This is a genomic window from Achromobacter sp. D10 (assembly GCF_035282245.1).
Taxonomy (GTDB): Bacteria; Pseudomonadota; Gammaproteobacteria; order Burkholderiales; family Burkholderiaceae_B; genus Achromobacter; species Achromobacter insolitus.
Window position 1 is genome coordinate 138,420 of record NZ_JAYJLE010000003.1, and the last position, 17,659, is coordinate 156,078.

The following is a 17,659-nucleotide window of genomic DNA, read 5'->3' on the forward strand; positions in this document are numbered from 1 at the left end:
CCGCCCAGTGCTTGTCACCATGCAAACCAGGAGTACTGAACAATGGCTTCCACCACGCCTCTTACCGTCAGCCTGGCCTCGGCCTTGAAAACGACCCGCTCGCGCCAACGCGACCTCGAACAGCTTTCTCCCTTCGAACTGAAGGATTATCTGATTACGTTGGCCAAGGAAAACCAGCAGACTGCCGCGATCACCATGTTGAACGCCGGCCGTGGCAATCCGAACTGGATTGCCACCGAGCCGCGCGATGCGTTTTTCCTGATGGGGCAGTTCGCCATGAAGGAGGCGCGCCGCGTGCGCGACGAATCCATTCTCGCGGGCATGCCAGCCAAGAAGGGCTGCGCGGACCGGTTCCGTAAATTCCTGACCAAGCACAAGGGTCTGGACGGCTACGATTTTCTGGTCGGCGTGCTGGAGTACGGCGTGAAGGTCAAGGGATTCGACCCCGATGCGTGGATCCATGAGCTGACGGACAGCCTTATCGGCGACAACTATCCCGTGCCGCCGCGCGCATTGGTCCACCTGGAACAGGTGGTGCACGATTACCTGATCAAGGAAATGTGCGACGGCCGGCCGCCCAAGGGCAAGTTCGACTTGTTCCCGGTCGAGGGCGGCACGGCGGCCATGTGCTACATCTTCGACTCGCTGATGCAGAACGGCCTGCTGAAGCAGGGCGATACCATCGCGCTGTTCCTGCCGACGTTCACGCCCTATATCGAGATCTCGCATCTCGAACGCTTCCAGTTCAAGATCGTGCCGATCAACGCCAGCAGCATGCGGGCTGACGGGACTCACGACTGGCACTACCCGGCTTCCGAAATCGCCAAGCTGGAAAATCCCAAGATCAAACTGGCGGTCACGGTCAACCCCAGCAATCCGCCGTCGGTGGCGTTCAGCCCGGTCGAGATGAAGCAGATCGTTCGTCTGATCCGCAAGAATCCGGACCTGGTGCTCGTGACCGACGATGTGTACGGCACCTTTGTGCCGAATTTCCGATCGTTGATGGCAGAGGTGCCGCACAACACGATATGTGTGTATTCCTTCTCGAAGAATTTCGGCTGCACGGGATGGCGCCTGGGCGTGATCGCGACCCATGAAAAGAACACCATGGACCGCCGCATCGCTGAGTTGCCGGCGTCGTGGAAGCAGCGCCTGAACAAGCGCTATGGCGCCATGACGATGGAGCCCGAAAAGCTCAAGTTCATCGACCGGCTGGTGGCCGACAGCCGCAACGTCGCGCTGAACCATACCGCGGGCCTGTCTCTGCCCCAACAGGTGCAGATGGGATTCTTTGCGCTGTCGCACTTGATGGATCTGAAGGACTCCTACAAGCACCTGACGATGAAGATCGTGCGGGCACGCCGGGATGCGCTTTGGCGCGGCCTGGGCATACCCATGCCGCCCGAAGATCCGATGCGCGCCTGGTACTACGTCGAACTCGATTTCATGGTCTGGGCCAAGGTCACCTATGGCGACGCGTTCTGCAAGTACATGACGGCCAACTATGAGCCAGTCGACTTCCTGTTCCGCCTGGCGGAAAAGTCGGGAGTGGTGCTGATGGATGGTGGCGGCTTCGGTGGCCCGCCCTGGTCGATCCGCGTGTCGCTGGCGAACCTGGACGACGGCGATTACGCCAAGATCGGCAAGTACATGGTCGAAGCTGCGACCGAGTACGTCGAGGCGTGGAAGGCCGGCGAGCTGGTGCGTTCGGGCCCGACGGCCGGCAAGGGGCAGACGACCAAGGCCCCTGCAGCCAAGCGCAAGGCGGGCAAGACCGCAGCCGCCAAGAAGGCGGTCAAGAAAGCGGTGAAAAAGGCCGGCGCGGCGGCGAAGTCCGCCAAGAAGGCTGTGGCGCGCAAGTAAGCAGGCAAGGTAGCAACCTCCAGGGCGACATGACGACATGACTTGCACGGTCGGGTTTTTCAATAGCGTTCCCATCGCAGTGCTGTTCGTGACGGTGGGATTGGGATACCTGATCGGCAAGCTCAAAGTCGGGCCGATACAGCTGGGCGGCGTGTGCGGAACGCTCATCGTCGCCCTGCTGATCGGTCAGACGGGTTGCCAGATGCGGGGCGACCTGAAGGAGGTTGCATTCGCCTTGTTCATTTTCGCGATGGGGTATTCGGGCGGTCCACAGTTCTTCGCGAACTTGAACCGCTCCAGCCTGCGGTACATCGCGCTGCCTCTTATTGAAGCCTTGCTGGTGTTGACGATCGTGCTGGTGGCGGTGCCGCTGTTCGGTCTGGACGCCGGGACGGCCGCCGGCCTGGCGGCAGGCGCCGCCACCGAGTCGGCGGTGGTCGGTACCGCTGCCGAAGCACTCAAACACCTGGGGTTGGCGGATGCCGATGTTCAGCGCATGGAAGCCAACATCGCCACTGCCTATACGCTGACCTACCTTGTGGGTCTGATCAGCATCGTGTTCTTCACCAGCCAGATCGCGCCGGCGCTCTTGCGGATAAACCTGCGCGAAGCCTCCAAGGCGCTGGAGGAGAAGCTCGGGGTAGCGGCGGGTGAAGGCGAAGAATCGAACATGCCCACGCTGCCGCGGCTCGTGGGGCGCTCGCACGTGGTCAAGGACGCCGATGGCAAGAGTGTCGCCGAGGTCGAGGCCGAGCTTGGCGGGCGCACCGTCATCAGCCGTATCCTGCGCAATGGCGAAGCAGTGGACGCCACGCCTGACGACAGGCTGGCCACCGGCGACGTCGTCGTGGTGCTGGGCTTGCGGCGTTTTGCGCTGCGCGCGGGCTCCGTCATCGGACCCGAGATCCAGCTGCCGGAGGCGCATGCGGACGACCTGCAGCTGAGCGAGCTGGCCGTCATCGTGAACAAGAAGGCCGTCAACGGCCATACCGTCGGCGAACTGGCAAAGCGGCCGAACGCCCAGCGCGCGCGCGGCGTGTTCCTGCAATCGATCGTGCGCTCGGGCCACTCGCTGCCCATCACGCCGTCCACCGTGGTGCAATACGGCGACCTGGTCACGCTGGTGGGCGCCGAGCCGGAACTATCCCAGGCCGGCGCGGCGCTGGGCAACGAACTGCGCCGCAGCGGCGTGACCGATCTGGTGTTTCTGGCATTCGGCATCCTGGCCGGCCTGCTGATCGGCAGCCTGAGCGCGCGGCTCTGGGGCATTCCCGTCTCGCTGGGCAGCGGCGGCGGGGCGTTGGTCAGCGGTCTGGTCTGCGGCTGGATCAACGCCAAGCGGCCCTCGATCGGCCATATGCCGGAACATGCCGTGCAGCTGCTGAAGGATTTGGGGCTGGCGGTGTTCGTGGCTTGCGTCGGCCTCTCGGCGGGGCCGGAGGCCATTGCGCTGATCCGGGAGCACGGCGCGGTGCTGCCGCTCATCGGCCTGCTGGTGTCGTTGGGCCCGGCTTGCCTGTCGCTTTGGGTGGGCCACAAGATCCTGAAGATCGAGGGGCCGCTGCTGGTCGGTGCGATTGCTGGCCAGCATGTCAGCACGCCGGCCATCAGCGCCATCCTGACCTCCAGCGGCAGCTCCGTGCCGCTATTGGGCTACACAGTGACCTACGCCATCGCCAACGTGCTGCTGCCGGTGCTGGGCCCGATCATCGTGTCGCTCGCGCATCACATGAGCTAGCGCCGATCCTGATTCAGCAGCGCGCATCCCCGCCACGCCTGATCGTTGATCAGGTGTTTTATTTCATCCTTGCAGATTGCGATCACCTGGTCGACCGCAGGGGTTGGCGGCAGGCTCTCGCCGGCGCATAACACCAGTTCGCGCGATAGCGACGCGTCCAGCGCATGCGCCACGATGGATCCTTCCTCGATCTCGGGCTGCGCGGCTGAGCAGGGCAGGATAGTCGCGGCCATTGCGCTGCGCACTGCGGGCACCAGAATGGCCGAGGTGCTGGCCTCCGCAAACAGGTTGCAGGTCAGGCCCGCAGTCAGGAAAGCGTGGTCCAGGCGCGCGCGCAGCGTGTTGGGCAAGCTGGGAAGAACCAGGGGCAGCGGCGCAAAGTCCGCGATGGCCAGGGTGCGGCGGGGTAGTTTGACGCTGGCATGAGCCAGCAGGAACAGGCTTTCCCGAAGGAGTGGCGTGCGCACCAGGCCCTGCATCGGTTGCTGGTCGGGGGACAGGGAAAAATCGATGCGGCCCTGCAGGACCAGCTTCGTGAGGTCCGCGCTGGGCACATCGACGATTTCCAGCACCACCGAAGGCAGCTCCGCCTTGGCCCGCCGCATCAGTGGCAACGCCAGCATGCGGGCGGTGCTGGAAGCCAGACCTATCGATACGGTCCCCGTGACTTGGTCCCCGGTCTTGGAAAGCAGGCTGCGCGTGCTGTCGACCTGGCGCAGGATGGTTTGCGCGTGCCGGTACAGCAACAGGCCTTCCGCGGTGGGCTGGACTCCCTTGACTCCGCGCACCAGCAATGCGACGCCCAGGCTTTCCTCCAACTGCGCCATCTGCTGGCTGAGCGCGGGTTGGGCCACATGCAGGCTTTCGGCGGCGCGGGTCATGTTGCGCATTTCAACGACACGGACAAAGTACTTGAGCTGTCGCAGATTCATGAGATAAGAGAATCTTATGGATGGATCGGAAAATAGTATTTTCGGGGCCTGTGATGCGCTGCCTAGAATGGGCTTCGTATCACGGGAGGACGAATATGAGTCTGCCGTTGGCAGGGCTGAAAGTGCTGGATCTGACTCGGGCTCTGTCCGGGCCGTTCTGCACAATGATTCTTGGAGACCTGGGCGCCGAGGTTGTGAAGGTGGAACCCATGCCCGCAGGCGAGATGGCGCGGCAGTGGGGCCCTTTCGATGATGACATAAGTGTTTATTATCTTAGCGCCAATCGCAGCAAACAAGGCATAGGCGTGGATTTCCGCAAGCCGGAGGGGCTGGCGCTGTTGCGCAAGATGGCTCTGGCTTCCGACATCGTGGTCGAGAACTTCAAGGTCGGGACGATGGATGCCATGGGCTTGGGATACGCGTCACTGGCCCAGGATCACCCCGGTTTGATCATGGCATCGATTTCCGGCTTTGGCAGCAAGGGACCGGCGCGGGACTGGGCCGGGTTTGACCAGGTGGCGCAAGGCTATTCCGGATTCATGAGCCTGACGGGCACCCCGGAGTCCGGACCGACGCGCGTGGGCGTCGCCATCGGCGACCTGACCGCTGGTATGTGGCTGGTCATCGGCATCTTGTCCGCCGTGGCGCAACGCGCATCGACCGGGCGCGGGCAGCACGTGGAAACCTCGCTGCTGGCAGGCCTGATGGCGCTGCTCAGCGTGCAGGGCCAACGCTATCTCAGCAAGCACGAGGTGCCGGAGCCTTGCGGCAATGTGCACCCGGTGATTGCGCCCTACGGCACATTCGAGACGGCCGATGGGCCGCTCAACCTGGCGCCGGCGACCCAGGCCATGTGGGTGCGGCTCTGCGGCATTTTGGGCTTGTCCCATCTGGTGTCGGACGAGCGCTTCCTCACGAATGCGGAGCGCATGCAGCATCGCTACGAACTGAAGCTGGAACTGGAGGCGGGGCTCAAGCGCAAGACGCGCATGGAATGGACCGCGCTGATGATTGAAGGCGGCATTCCCGCCGGACCCATCAACACGCTGGAGGATGTGTTCGCCGATGCGCAGGTGCAGGCCTGCGGGCTGGTGCAGTCTTTGACGCACCCGGTGCTGGGCGAATTGCGTCAGGTGGGCCTGCCCATCGGGCTGAACGGCGCCGAGACGGCAAGCCGCCGCGCGCCGCCCGTGTTCGGTCAGCATACGCGAGAGGTCTTCGCCCGCTACGGCATGGCCGATGCCGAGATCGATCGGCTGCTGGCGGAGGGCGTGGCGCATCAGGCGGAGGCCCTGGCATGACGGACTTCGCGGAGACGCCCGATCTCTCCATCGACCAGCATATAGCGACCATTCGCCTGCGCCGGCCGGGCCATGCCAACCGGCTTGGGCCGCAGGATCTGGCGGCACTCAGGCAACATCTGGACAGAGTGAACGCGGACGACAACGTGCGGGTGCTGCGCTTCCTGTCCGGCGGCAAGTATTTTTGCAGCGGCTATGACATTTCGTCGCTAGCCTCGGACAGCGCGCCAAGCTCGCTCTATTTCGGCCAGACCATGGACCTGATCGAGGCGGCGCGTCCCGTGACGATCGCGGCCATCCAGGGCGGCGTTTATGGCGGCGGAACGGATCTGTGCCTGGCATGCGACTTCCGTATCGGCACGCCGCAGGCCGACATGTTCATGCCGGCCACGCGGCTCGGCCTGCATTTTTACGCGGGAGGCATGTCGCGCTATGTGACGCGGCTTGGCCTGGATCAGGCCAAGCGCCTGTTCTTGACGGCACAGAAGCTGCAGGCCGACGAAATGCTGCGCATCGGATTCCTGACGGAAATGGTGCCGGACGACATGCTGCCTTCCCGGCTGGACGCCTTGAGCCAACAGATCGCCGGGATGGCGCCGATACCGCTATTCGGCGTGAAGGCCCATCTGAACCGCATTGCGCGAGGGGAGATCGATCTGGCCGCAATAGAAGAGGCGGTCCTGCGCTCCGAGCGGTCCCGCGACCTCGCCGAGGGCGCGAAGGCATGGAAGGAGAAGCGTCCGCCGAATTTCACTGGCTGCTGAAGCGGCCGGTGCATGAACAGAGAGCCGCGCCACAAGCGGCTCCGATGCCATCAAAGGAGACACTGATGAAACCTGCTATTGCCGTTTGCGGCGCCTTGCTTGCCGCCATCGCGGCGTCCGCCACGCCCGGCGGCGCGTATGCCGCCGAGCCCTATCCCACCAAACCCCTGACCTTGGTGATCGGATTTCCGCCTGGCGGCGGCGCCGACCAGGTGGGCCGAGTCTACGCGAATGCGCTGGCCCGGCAATTGAAGCAGCCCGTGGTCGTCGAGAACCGCCCCGGCGCGGGATCCACCATCGGCGCCAGCCTTGCGGCGCGCGCCGCAGCTGACGGCTATACGCTGTACCTGGGGAACTCCAGCGTCATGGGTAGCGACAGCGCCTTGTACAAGGTGGATTACACGCCGGACAACTTCGTGCCCGTGGCGCAGCTGACCACCGGTCCCATGGTCTTGATCGCGAATGCCAAGCTGGGGCTCAAGAGCGTGCAGGACCTGATCGACCGCGCCAAGAGCAAGCCGGGCACCATTAACGTTGCATCGTCTGGCAATGGCGTCATTACGCATCTGGCGGCGGTTGAGTTCATGACGCTTACCGGCGTGAAGCTGATGCATATCCCCTTCAAGGGCGGCGCGGCGGCGGCGCAATCCGTGGCGGCGGGCGATACGGATATCTCGTTCGCAACGGCGCCCTCGGCCAAGTCGGTGATCGATACGGGCAAGGTCGTGGCGCTGGCGGTCACCTCTGGCCAGCCCTCGCGGCTCTTGCCCTATCCGCCCATTTCGCAAACTGTGCCCGGCTACGACCTTTCCAACTGGTGGGGCATCTTTGCTCCCAAGGACACTCCGCCTCAAGTGCTCGAAACCCTGTTCAAAGCCAGCAACGAGGTGCTGGCGCTGGCCGATGTGCAGCAGGGCATGGCGGCCGGATACGAGGAAGTGACCCCGTCCGCGTCCCTGGCCGCTTTCGGGGAGTACGCCCGCAAGGAAGGAAGCAAGGGTTTAAGATTGGCCAAAGAAAGCCTAGAGACTGCCAATTGACGGAGACCCCATGCCCTACGTAACCCCGCTGCAGGACTTCCGCTTTGCCTTGAAGGAGCTGGCCGGACTCGACGAGGTCCTGAAGCTGCCCGGCTTTGAAGAAGTCACGCCCGATCTGGTGGACGCCATCCTGGAAGAGAATGGCCGCTTCGTGGAACAGGCCGTCGCGCCGCTGAATGTGCCGGGCGATACGCAGCCGCCGGTCTGGAAAGACGGCCGGGTCACCACCACGCCGGGTTACGCGCAGGGGTTCAAGGACTATGCGGCGGGGGGCTGGCAGGGCTTGCAGCATCCCGCCGAGTGGGGCGGCCAGGGGCTGCCCAAGCTGGTTGCGGCGGCGCCGGGCGAGAACATCCAGGCGGCCAGTCTGGCGTTTTCCTTGTGCCCCATGCTGACGGACGGCGTGATCGAGGCCTTGCTCACGGTCGGATCGGACGCGCAGCGCAAGCAGTATGTGCCGCAGCTGATCGGCGGCAAATGGACTGGCACGATGAACCTCACCGAACCGCAAGCCGGTTCGGATCTGGCACAGGTGGCGACCCGCGCGGTGAAGCAGGACGACGGCAGCTACCGCCTGACCGGGCAAAAGATCTTCATCACCTATGGCGACCACGACCTGGCCGAGAACATCATTCACTTGGTGCTGGCGCGCACGCCGGACGCGCCGGCCGGCGTGAAGGGTATTTCACTGTTCATCGTGCCCAAGTTCCTGGTGCAGGCCGACGGCAGCCTGGGCAAGCGCAACGACGTGTGGTGCGCGTCGCTGGAACACAAGCTGGGTATCCATGGCAGTCCTACCGCCGTGCTCCTGTACGGTTCGGGCAAGGGGGAGGTAGGAGAGGGTGCCATCGGCTATCTGGTCGGTGAGCAGAACCGCGGCCTGGAATACATGTTCATCATGATGAATGCGGCCCGTTACTCGGTGGGGCAGCAGGGCATAGGTGTGTCCGAGCGTGCCTACCAGCATGCCCTGGCCTATGCGCGAGACCGCGTGCAGGGGCGCGCGGTGGAAGGATCGGCCGGGCCGGTAGCGATCGTGCGTCATCCAGACGTGCAGCGCATGCTGATGACCATGAAGGCGCTGACCGAGGCGGCCCGCGCCGTGTCCTACGTGACCGCGGCCGCGCACGACAAGGGCACGCATCATCCCGATCCGGAATTGCGCGCGCGCAACCGCGCCTTTTATGAACACATGGTGCCCATCGTCAAGGGCTACTCGACCGAGACCGCGGTCGAGGTCGCGTCACTGGGCCTGCAGGTGCATGGCGGCATGGGCTATATCGAGGAAACCGGGGCTGCGCAGTATTACCGCGATGCGCGCATCCTGCCCATCTACGAAGGCACGACCGCGATCCAGGCCAATGACCTGGTCAGCCGCAAGACGCAACGCGATGGTGGCGCCACGGCCCACGCGGCGATCTCGGCAATGCGGGAGACCCTGCGTGCCGTGGAAGCCGAGGTGACGCGCGCGTCCGCGGACGAGCGGGAGGGGCTGCGTCTGCTGCGCGACAACCTGGATAGCGCCATCCAGGCCTACGAGGCCGGAGTGGCGTTCATCCTGGAGCAATCGCCGACCAACATCCGGGCGGTCTATTCCAGCAGCGTGCCGTACCTGATGCTGGCCGGAGTGGTGCACGGCGGCTGGCAGATGGCGCGAGCCGTGCTGGCCTGCCGCCGTCATCTGGCGGCCGGGTCCTCCGATCCGTTCCATACAGGCAAATTGGCGACGGGATTGTTCTACGCAGCCCATATCCTGCCGCGCGCGCTGACCCTGTCCGCAGCCGTGCGTGCTGGGGTCGTCGCGGACGCCTGCGGCGCCAGCCTGAATATTGCATAAGGTTATATGACTTGCGTATTTCCTCGGCTAAAGGTTTGATGGAAGAATCGTTTCACAGGCGCTACGCTGCGCCATGAAACGCGGTTCCTGCGCCGCCCTCCCGACGGACGGCCAGCTCCCCCAAACCTGCATCTGCACACAGGAGACACCATGAGTCATCTACGCCTGGGCGACACTGCCCCTGATTTCGAACAGGAATCCTCGGCTGGGCCGATCCGTTTCCATGAGTATCTGGGTAACAGTTGGGGGGTGCTGTTCTCGCACCCCGCCGATTTCACGCCTGTCTGCACGACCGAACTGGGCTACACCGCCAAGCTCGCCGACGAGTTCGCCAAGCGCAATGTGAAAGTGCTGGCCCTGTCGGTCGACGGCACCGATTCGCACACCAAATGGATCGAGGACATCAACGATACGCAGTCCACCAAGGTCAACTTTCCGATCCTGGCCGACAAGGACCGCAAGGTGTCCGAGCTCTACGACATGATCCACCCGAACGCCAACGCCACGCTGACCGTGCGTTCGGTGTTCATCATCGACCCCAACAAGAAGGTGCGCCTGACCATCACGTATCCGGCCAGCACCGGTCGCAACTTCAACGAAATCCTGCGCGTCATCGATTCCCTGCAACTGACGGACAGCCACAGCGTGGCCACGCCGGTGAACTGGGAAGACGGCGATGACGTGATCATCGTGCCGTCCCTGCAGGACGAGGCCGTGATCAAGCAGAAGTTCCCGAAAGGCTACAAGGCGGTGCGTCCGTATTTGCGCATCACGCCGCAGCCGAATAAGTAAATTCGGAAATCGCGGGGGCGGCCCCCCCGTACGCAACCGCCGTCTTCTCCTGGGGAAGACGGCGGTTTTTCATTGGGGGACGCGAGCGGAGCGGGCGATGTTCCCATTGCTGGGACTGCGGTCCTATATGCCTGCGAGCGATGAGCAACCAAATAATGATTCGTTCCGTTCAGAACGTCCAGCCAGCACACTTGCTCCCACATTGCCGAACACAGGGAGCAAGGGATGTCTTTCAGGAAAGCCGGATGGTTGGCCGCCTTGGCCGCAGTGACGATGTCGTTTGCCGCGATTGCGCCGGCCCAGGCGCAGCAGAAGCAGACACTCTTGAATGTCTCGTATGACCCGACCCGCGAGCTGTATCGCGCCATCGACGACGCATTCATCAAGGAATACAAGGCGAAGGCGAACGTCGACCTGACCATCCGCCAGTCGCACGGGGGCTCCGGCCGCCAGGCGCGGTCCGTCATCGATGGCCTGGAAGCCGACGTGGTGACGCTGGCCCTGGCCTATGACATCGATGCCGTTGCCGACCGCGGGTTGCTGCCCGCCGACTGGCAGGCTCGCCTGCCGCAGAACAGCTCGCCCTACACCTCTACCATCGTGTTCCTGGTGCGCAAGGGCAATCCCAAGCAGATCAAGGACTGGGACGATCTGGTCAAGGATGGCGTGCAGGTCATCACCCCCAACCCCAAGACCTCTGGCGGCGCGCGCTGGAATTACCTGGCCGCCTGGGCCTATGCGTTGGAGAAGAACGGCGGTAGCGAAGACAAGGCCCGCGCCTTCGTGGGTGACCTGCTCAAGCACGTGCCCGTGTTGGATACCGGCGCGCGCGGCGCCACCACCACCTTCGTTGAGCGCGGTGTGGGCGACGTGCTGCTGGCCTGGGAGAACGAGGCATTCCTGGCGCTTGAAGAACTGGGGCCGGACAAGTTCGACATCGTGGTGCCGTCGTTGTCCATCCTGGCCGAGCCGCCGGTGGCCGTGGTCGACAAGGTCGTGGACAAGAAGGGCACCCGCGCCGCGGCGCAGGCCTACCTGGAATTCCTCTACACGCCCGCTGCGCAGGAAATCATTGCCAAGAACTACTACCGGCCTATCGACAAGACCGTGGCCGCCAAGTACGAAAGCAAGTTCCCCAAGGTCAAGCTCGTGACTATCGACGACAAGATCTTCGGCGGGTGGCGCAAGGCGCAGAAGGATCACTTCAGCGATGGCGGTACGTTCGACCAGATCTACCTGCCGCAAAAGAAATAAGCAAATAACGATCGGACGACGGCCATGACGATAGCCTCGAACCCGATGGCAAGCGGCGCGCAAGCGCCTTTTGCCTTTCGGCGCAACAGCCCGGGTGTGCTGCCCGGATTCGGTATCTCGATGGGTTACGCGGTGCTGTACCTGAGCGTGCTTGTGCTCATTCCGCTGGCGGCATTGCCGATCAAGAGCGCCGGGCTGGGCTGGCAGGGCTTCTGGGATGCGGTGACCGCGCCTCGGGTGCTGGCCTCATACCGGCTGACCTTCGGGGCCTCGTTTATCGCGGCGCTGGTCAACCTGGTGTTCGGCACGGTGGTGGCCTGGGTCCTGGTGCGTTACCGCTTCCCGGGCAAGAAAATCCTGGACGCGCTGGTCGACCTGCCGTTCGCGCTGCCCACCGCCGTGGCGGGTATCGCGCTGACTTCGCTGTATTCGCAGAAGGGATGGCTGGGCGGGCCGTTGGCCGACTGGTTCGGCTGGAAGGTGGCGTTCACGCCGCTGGGCATCGTCATTGCCCTGATTTTCATCGGCGTGCCGTTCGTGGTGCGCACCGTGCAGCCCGTGCTGGAAGACGTGGAGCGCGAGATCGAAGAGGCCGCGGCCAGCCTGGGCGCCAACCGTTGGCAGACTATACGGCGGGTGCTGCTGCCCATCATCATGCCGGCCTTGATGACCGGCTTCGCACTCGCGTTTGCGCGCGCGGTGGGTGAATACGGTTCGGTCGTGTTCATCGCCGGCAACATGCCCATGGTGTCCGAGATCACGCCCCTCTTGATCATCGCCAAGCTCGAGGAATTCGACTACGCCGGCGCCGCTGCCATCGCCACGGTGATGCTGGTGCTGTCATTTGTGCTGTTGCTCGTCATCAACCTGTTGCAGGGCTGGCAGGCCCGCCGCAATCTCGGGAGGCTCGCATGAGCGCCGCGGATCGTCCCGCCCATCTGACCGAGCCGCGCTGGGTGCGTGGCGTGCTGCTATTCGTCGCGCTGGGTTTCCTCGCTCTGTTCCTGCTGGTGCCGCTGGCGGCCGTATTTGCCGAGGCCTTCAAGAAAGGGTGGCAGCTGTACCTGGACGCCATCATCGAGCCGGACGCGCTCGCAGCCATCCGGTTGACGCTGCTGGTCGCGGCCATCGCGCTGCCGCTGAACCTGGTGTTCGGCGTGGCCGCGGCCTGGGCGATCACCAAGTTCCAGTTCCGCGGCAAGCAGTTCCTGATCACGCTGATCGATCTGCCGTTCTCGGTATCGCCAGTGGTCGCGGGCCTGGTATTCGTGCTGCTGTTTGGAACCCAGGGGTGGTTCGGCGGATGGTTGCAGGCGCACGACATCAAGATCGTCTATGCCGTGCCCGGCATCGTGCTGGCGTCGCTATTCGTGACTTTTCCGTTCGTCGCGCGCGAGCTGATTCCCCTGATGCAGGCACAGGGCAGCGAGGAAGAACAGGCGGCGCTGACGCTGGGCGCGAGCGGCTGGCAGATCTTCTGGCGGGTGACCTTGCCGAACATCAAATGGGGCCTGCTTTACGGCGCCATCCTGTGCAACGCGCGCGCCATGGGCGAGTTCGGCGCCGTGTCGGTGGTGTCCGGGCAGATCCGGGGCCTGACCAACACCATGACGCTGCACGTCGAGATTCTCTACAACGAATACCAGTATTCCGCGGCGTTTGCCGTGGCGTCGTTGCTGGCCCTGCTGGCACTGGTGACGCTGGTGGCCAAGAACGTCGTGGAATGGCGCAATGCGCGCTTTCAGCAAGCCGCCGACCTGCCGGTCGAGTATCCCGGCCAGGCGGCCGCCATCAAGCCGGCCATAGCCTGAGGCGGCGGCCCGGAAGGAGACAAGCATGAGTATCGAAGTCCGCAATCTATCCAAGCGCTTCGGCCAGTTCCGAGCGCTGAACGACGTTTCGCTGCATATCGAAACGGGCGAGCTGGTGGCGCTGCTGGGCCCTTCGGGCTGCGGCAAGACGACGCTGCTGCGCATCATCGCGGGGCTGGAATCGGCCGATGCCGGCAGCGTGCTGTTCGCGGGCGAGGACGCGACCGCGGTGGATGTGCGCCAGCGCCAGGTCGGCTTCGTGTTCCAGCACTATGCACTGTTCAAGCACATGACGGTCTTCGAGAACGTGGCCTTTGGGTTGCGCGTCAAGCACCGTTCTCAACGTCCCTCGGAAGACGTTATCCAGCGCAAGGTGCATGACCTGTTGGGACTGGTGCAGCTGGACTGGTTGGCGGACCGCTATCCCGCTCAGCTCTCGGGTGGCCAACGCCAGCGCATCGCCCTGGCGCGCGCGTTGGCCGTGGAGCCGCGGGTGCTGCTGCTGGACGAGCCCTTCGGCGCCTTGGACGCCAAGGTGCGCAAGGAGCTGCGTCGCTGGTTGCGGCGTCTGCACGACGAACTGAACGTGGCCAGCGTGTTCGTCACGCATGACCAGGAGGAAGCGCTGGAAGTGTCGGACCGGGTGGTTCTGATGAACTCGGGCCGCATCGAGCAGGTGGGCACGCCGCGCGAAGTCTGGGAAGAACCGGCCACGCCGTTCGTCTATGGTTTCCTGGGCGACGTGAACGAGCTGCAGGGCTTTGCCACGCGAGGTGTCTGGAACGGGTCGGGCCTGTCCTTGCCCGCGCCGGAACTGGCGCAGGCCGAAGCCCAGCGCGCCACCGCCTATGTGCGGCCGCACGAGTTCGACGTCGAGCGCTATCGCGCCGGCGCGGACGGTATTCCCGTGCGCCTGGCGCACGCCTATCTCGCGGGTCCCAGCGCCTACCTGGAGCTGGCCAGCGAGGAATCCGACGCCATCATCGAAGCCGAAGTCCCGGAGTCCCGTTACCGGGAGCTGGGCCTGCGGGATGGCGAAATCCTGTTGGCGCGTCCCCGCCGGGCGCGCATTTTCGCGACGCAATCATGAGCACGACCGATCTCACCCTTGACCTCGATGCGGGCCTGGCGGCGCGCTGGCGCGAGCTGGGCGCGCGCCTGGCCGATGTGCAGCAGCGTTATCCGGACGCCGCGCTGGCGTCTTCGCTGGCGGCCGAGGACATGCTGCTGACGCAAGCGATCTATAGCGCGGGCCTGGACCTGGAAGTTTTCACCCTGGACACGGGCCGTCTGCATGCCGAGACGCTGGGCGTGCTGGATGCCGTGCGCGAGCACTATGGCCGCGAGATCACCGTCTACCGGCCAGTCGCAACCGCCGTCGAGCAACACGTTGCCGCCCACGGCGCCTACGCCTTCTACGAAAGCGTCGAGCTGCGCCGCGCCTGTTGCCAGATCCGCAAGGTCGAGCCGCTCAAGCGCGCGCTGGCCGGCCGTGGCGCCTGGATCACCGGCCAGCGGCGGGCGCAATCCACGACCCGCGGCGAACTGCCGCTGGAAGAGGACGACAAGACCTTCGGCCTCTACAAGTTCAATCCGCTGGCCGATTGGAGCGAAGAGGACGTCTGGTCCGTCATCCGCGCGCTCGGCATCCCATACAACCCGCTGCATGACCAGGGCTATCCGTCCATCGGCTGCGAGCCCTGTACCCGCGCCATCCGACCGGGCGAAGACCTCAGGGCAGGGCGCTGGTGGTGGGAGTCGTCGGACTCCAAGGAATGTGGCCTGCATGCGGGCAACCGGGTCATAAGCATTGCGGCGCGTGCCGATTGATGCGGCCCACGAATTCAAAATCTGTCTTAGGGGAAGTGCATATGTCTGCTGTGATCCAACGCAGCCACCTGGATTGGCTGGAATCGGAAGCAATATTCATCCTGCGCGAGGTGGCCGCCGAAAGCGAGAAGCCCGTGCTGCTGTTCTCGGGTGGCAAGGACTCGGTCGTGCTGTTGCGCCTGGCTGAAAAGGCCTTCCGGCCGGGACGGTTTCCGTTCCCGCTGATGCATATCGACACCCGCCACAACTTCGACGAAGTGATCGCCTTCCGGGATGCGCGCGCGGCTGAACTGGGCGAAACCCTGATTGTGCGCAGTGTCGAAGATTCGATTGCGCGCGGCAGCGTGGTGTTGCGCCGCGAAACCGATTCGCGCAATGCCGCCCAGGCCGTGACGCTGCTGGAGGCGATCGAGGAATTCGGCTTCGACGCCTGCATAGGCGGAGCGCGCCGCGACGAGGAAAAGGCTCGCGCCAAGGAACGCATCTTCTCGTTCCGCGATGAATTCGGCCAGTGGGATCCGAAGGCGCAGCGTCCGGAACTCTGGAACCTGTTCAACACACGCGTGCATCGCGGCGAGAACATGCGCGTCTTTCCGATCTCGAACTGGACCGAGCTGGACGTCTGGCAGTACATCCAGCGCGAGCAACTTGAACTACCGTCCATTTACTACAGCCACGAGCGCGAGGTGGTGCGCCGCAAGGGCCTGCTGGTGCCGGTCACGCGGCTGACGCCGCCACAGGATGGCGAACAGGTCGAACGCCTGCAGGTGCGCTTCCGCACGGTGGGCGACATTTCCTGCACCTGCCCGGTGGCGTCCGATGCCGCCGACACCCGGGCCATCATCGCCGAGACCGCGGTGACCGACATTACCGAGCGCGGTGCCACGCGCATGGACGACCAGACTTCCGAGGCCTCGATGGAGCGCCGCAAGAAGGAAGGCTATTTCTGATCGCAGGAAGTGCCGGCGTTTGCCGGCGATGAGGGACGCACATGAATGCACTAAACGATTCTTTTCTTTCCGGCGCCGACACGGGCGTGCTGCGCCTGATCACGGCGGGTTCGGTGGACGACGGCAAGTCGACGCTGATCGGCCGCCTGCTGTACGACAGCAAGGGCGTGTTCGCTGACCAACTGGACGCGATCTCGCGCGCCAAGCACAAGCGGGTGGCCGGCGACGGCATCGATTTCTCGCTGCTGACCGATGGCTTGGAGGCAGAGCGGGAGCAGGGCATCACCATCGACGTGGCCTACCGCTATTTCTCCACGCCGGCGCGCAAGTTCATCATCGCCGATGCCCCGGGGCATGAGCAGTACACGCGCAACATGGTGACGGGAGCGTCGACGGCGGACGTGGCCGTCATCCTGATCGACGCCACTCGCGCCGCCGACGGCGTGCTGCTGCCGCAAACGAAGCGGCACAGCACCATTGCGCGCCTGCTGGGCATCCGCCACATCGTGGTGGCCGTCAACAAGATGGACCTGGTGGACTGGGATCGCGCGGTGTTCGAGCGCATCCGCGATGCGTACGGCGACCTGGCGCGCAAATTGGGCATCGAGCATTTCGATGCGCTGCCGCTGTCGGCGCTGAACGGCGACAACGTGGTGACGCTGTCGCCCCAGACGCCATGGTACGAGGGACAGCCGTTGCTGGCCTTGCTGGAATCGCTGGACCTGGCCAGTGACGGCCGCGCCTTGCCGTTGCGCTTTCCGGTGCAGTGGGTGGCGCGCCACGATGGCAACCGCAAGGACGATTTTCGCGGCTACGCCGGCCGTGTGGCGAGCGGCGTGCTGCGTCCCGGTGACGAGATCGCCGTGCAGCCCTCCGGCGTGACGGCTGTGGTGCGGGAAGTGCGCGCCTTCGATCGAGCGCTGGATGAAGCGGTGGCGGGCGACTCGATTACCTTGGTGCTGGACCGCGACGTGGACGTGTCGCGCGGCGACGTGATCGTGCACGTGTCTGCGCCCGCGCAGGTCACGCGCGAGTTCGAGGCAGAGTTGTGCTGGCTCGATGCGCAGGCCCTGAATCCGGCTCGCAAGTATTTGCTGAAGTCGGGCACGCGCCTGACCTCGGCGAAGATACGCGCGGTGCTGTCGCAACGTGATATCCACGAATTGCAGGAAGTGGAGAACACCGAAGGCACGCTGCGCATGAACGACATCGGACGCGTGACGCTGACCACGCGCGAGTCGCTGGCGGTCGATCGCTATGCGGATGTGCCCGCGACGGGCGCATTCATCCTCATCGACGAAGCTACCCACCAGACGGCGGCCGCCGGCATGTTGCGCTAGCGGTAGAGGCCGGAAAACAACGGATTTTTGGTGCGGCAGAGTCTGTTGTTTTTCCGCTAAATCCAATGTTGGCGCGGCTTTCCAGGCGATCTCGCCTGGTGAAATCGATTTGTCCGGACGGCGTCAGCGTCTTGCGGTAAAGTGGGGCTGTCTTACGAAAAGGCTTTTGGTGCTTGTCAAAACTACTGTGTTTTTGTACAGTAGTTT

General features: G+C 64.2%; 15 protein-coding genes. 14 read left to right on the top strand and 1 reads right to left on the bottom strand.

Annotation, left to right across the window (positions count from 1 at the left end; translation table 11 throughout):
* Positions 1 to 42 precede the first annotated feature (42 nt).
* Both VCS63_RS10845 and aspT read left to right on the top strand, forming a co-directional pair.
* Positions 43 to 1,863 (top strand): bifunctional aspartate transaminase/aspartate 4-decarboxylase, encoded by a 1,821-nt coding sequence (locus VCS63_RS10845; protein WP_063641733.1) that lies wholly within the window; start codon positions 43 to 45, stop codon positions 1,861 to 1,863.
* Positions 1,864 to 1,900: 37 nt separating this feature from the next.
* Positions 1,901 to 3,601 (top strand): aspartate-alanine antiporter, encoded by a 1,701-nt coding sequence (gene aspT / locus VCS63_RS10850; protein ID WP_042792537.1) that lies wholly within the window; start codon positions 1,901 to 1,903, stop codon positions 3,599 to 3,601.
* On the opposite strand, the gene VCS63_RS10855 is transcribed toward aspT, so the two are convergent.
* Positions 3,598 to 4,533: a LysR substrate-binding domain-containing protein gene (locus VCS63_RS10855; RefSeq protein ID WP_323879690.1), complete on the bottom strand. Its 936-nt coding sequence runs from the start codon at positions 4,531 to 4,533 to the stop codon at positions 3,598 to 3,600. The two genes, aspT and VCS63_RS10855, sit on opposite strands and share 4 nt — an antisense overlap.
* 95 nt (positions 4,534 to 4,628) lie before the next feature.
* Between VCS63_RS10855 and VCS63_RS10860 the strand changes: the two genes are divergently transcribed.
* The 12 genes from VCS63_RS10860 (at position 4,629) to VCS63_RS10915 (ending at position 17,452) form a co-directional block, all read left to right on the top strand.
* Positions 4,629 to 5,834 (top strand): CaiB/BaiF CoA transferase family protein, encoded by a 1,206-nt coding sequence (locus tag VCS63_RS10860; RefSeq protein ID WP_164794443.1) that lies wholly within the window; start codon positions 4,629 to 4,631, stop codon positions 5,832 to 5,834.
* The gene (locus tag VCS63_RS10865) at positions 5,831 to 6,598 is read left to right on the top strand and encodes an enoyl-CoA hydratase/isomerase family protein (protein ID WP_164794442.1); all 768 of its coding nucleotides are present in this window, start codon (positions 5,831 to 5,833) and stop codon (positions 6,596 to 6,598) included. The genes VCS63_RS10860 and VCS63_RS10865 overlap by 4 nt, the downstream gene beginning before the upstream one ends.
* A gap of 65 nt (positions 6,599 to 6,663) precedes the next feature.
* On the top strand, positions 6,664 to 7,638 hold the full coding sequence (locus tag VCS63_RS10870; protein ID WP_063641721.1) for a tripartite tricarboxylate transporter substrate-binding protein: 975 nt from the start codon (positions 6,664 to 6,666) through the stop codon (positions 7,636 to 7,638).
* Positions 7,639 to 7,648: 10 nt separating this feature from the next.
* The gene (locus tag VCS63_RS10875; protein ID WP_323879693.1) at positions 7,649 to 9,475 is read left to right on the top strand and encodes an acyl-CoA dehydrogenase; all 1,827 of its coding nucleotides are present in this window, start codon (positions 7,649 to 7,651) and stop codon (positions 9,473 to 9,475) included.
* Positions 9,476 to 9,625: 150 nt separating this feature from the next.
* A complete protein-coding gene (locus VCS63_RS10880; protein ID WP_042792543.1) occupies positions 9,626 to 10,267 on the top strand; it encodes a peroxiredoxin in 642 nt (213 codons plus the stop codon).
* 273 nt (positions 10,268 to 10,540) lie between these two features.
* On the top strand, positions 10,541 to 11,521 hold the full coding sequence (locus VCS63_RS10885; protein WP_223306523.1) for a sulfate ABC transporter substrate-binding protein: 981 nt from the start codon (positions 10,541 to 10,543) through the stop codon (positions 11,519 to 11,521).
* Between the two features lie 24 nt (positions 11,522 to 11,545).
* Positions 11,546 to 12,436, top strand: a complete 891-nt coding sequence (gene cysT / locus VCS63_RS10890) for a sulfate ABC transporter permease subunit CysT (protein WP_187639828.1) — start codon at positions 11,546 to 11,548, stop codon at positions 12,434 to 12,436.
* Entirely contained in the window at positions 12,433 to 13,332 is a 900-nt protein-coding gene (cysW, locus tag VCS63_RS10895) for a sulfate ABC transporter permease subunit CysW (protein ID WP_063641715.1), read from the top strand. Before cysT ends, cysW begins: the two co-directional genes overlap by 4 nt.
* Before the next feature lie 25 nt (positions 13,333 to 13,357).
* The gene (locus VCS63_RS10900; RefSeq protein WP_323879697.1) at positions 13,358 to 14,422 is read left to right on the top strand and encodes a sulfate ABC transporter ATP-binding protein; all 1,065 of its coding nucleotides are present in this window, start codon (positions 13,358 to 13,360) and stop codon (positions 14,420 to 14,422) included.
* On the top strand, positions 14,419 to 15,162 hold the full coding sequence (locus VCS63_RS10905) for a phosphoadenylyl-sulfate reductase (protein ID WP_323879699.1): 744 nt from the start codon (positions 14,419 to 14,421) through the stop codon (positions 15,160 to 15,162). The genes VCS63_RS10900 and VCS63_RS10905 overlap by 4 nt, the downstream gene beginning before the upstream one ends.
* A 41-nt stretch (positions 15,163 to 15,203) precedes the next feature.
* Positions 15,204 to 16,112 (top strand): sulfate adenylyltransferase subunit CysD, encoded by a 909-nt coding sequence (gene cysD, locus VCS63_RS10910; protein WP_323879700.1) that lies wholly within the window; start codon positions 15,204 to 15,206, stop codon positions 16,110 to 16,112.
* 41 nt (positions 16,113 to 16,153) lie between these two features.
* Positions 16,154 to 17,452: a sulfate adenylyltransferase subunit 1 gene (locus tag VCS63_RS10915; protein ID WP_063641709.1), complete on the top strand. Its 1,299-nt coding sequence runs from the start codon at positions 16,154 to 16,156 to the stop codon at positions 17,450 to 17,452.
* The last annotated feature ends 207 nt before the right edge of the window (positions 17,453 to 17,659 follow it).

Excerpts from the sequence above, each read along its gene's own strand:
- VCS63_RS10845 (WP_063641733.1), top strand. The coding sequence starts at position 43 with ATGGCTTCCACCACGCCTCTTACCGTCAGCCTGGCCTCGGCCTTGAAA.
- aspT (WP_042792537.1), top strand. The coding sequence starts at position 1,901 with ATGACTTGCACGGTCGGGTTTTTCAATAGCGTTCCCATCGCAGTGCTG.
- VCS63_RS10855 (WP_323879690.1), bottom strand. The coding sequence starts at position 4,533 with ATGAATCTGCGACAGCTCAAGTACTTTGTCCGTGTCGTTGAAATGCGC.
- VCS63_RS10860 (WP_164794443.1), top strand. The coding sequence starts at position 4,629 with ATGAGTCTGCCGTTGGCAGGGCTGAAAGTGCTGGATCTGACTCGGGCT.
- VCS63_RS10865 (WP_164794442.1), top strand. The coding sequence starts at position 5,831 with ATGACGGACTTCGCGGAGACGCCCGATCTCTCCATCGACCAGCATATA.
- VCS63_RS10870 (WP_063641721.1), top strand. The coding sequence starts at position 6,664 with ATGAAACCTGCTATTGCCGTTTGCGGCGCCTTGCTTGCCGCCATCGCG.
- VCS63_RS10875 (WP_323879693.1), top strand. The coding sequence starts at position 7,649 with ATGCCCTACGTAACCCCGCTGCAGGACTTCCGCTTTGCCTTGAAGGAG.
- VCS63_RS10880 (WP_042792543.1), top strand. The coding sequence starts at position 9,626 with ATGAGTCATCTACGCCTGGGCGACACTGCCCCTGATTTCGAACAGGAA.
- VCS63_RS10885 (WP_223306523.1), top strand. The coding sequence starts at position 10,541 with ATGTCGTTTGCCGCGATTGCGCCGGCCCAGGCGCAGCAGAAGCAGACA.
- cysT (WP_187639828.1), top strand. The coding sequence starts at position 11,546 with ATGACGATAGCCTCGAACCCGATGGCAAGCGGCGCGCAAGCGCCTTTT.
- cysW (WP_063641715.1), top strand. The coding sequence starts at position 12,433 with ATGAGCGCCGCGGATCGTCCCGCCCATCTGACCGAGCCGCGCTGGGTG.
- VCS63_RS10900 (WP_323879697.1), top strand. The coding sequence starts at position 13,358 with ATGAGTATCGAAGTCCGCAATCTATCCAAGCGCTTCGGCCAGTTCCGA.
- VCS63_RS10905 (WP_323879699.1), top strand. The coding sequence starts at position 14,419 with ATGAGCACGACCGATCTCACCCTTGACCTCGATGCGGGCCTGGCGGCG.
- cysD (WP_323879700.1), top strand. The coding sequence starts at position 15,204 with ATGTCTGCTGTGATCCAACGCAGCCACCTGGATTGGCTGGAATCGGAA.
- VCS63_RS10915 (WP_063641709.1), top strand. The coding sequence starts at position 16,154 with ATGAATGCACTAAACGATTCTTTTCTTTCCGGCGCCGACACGGGCGTG.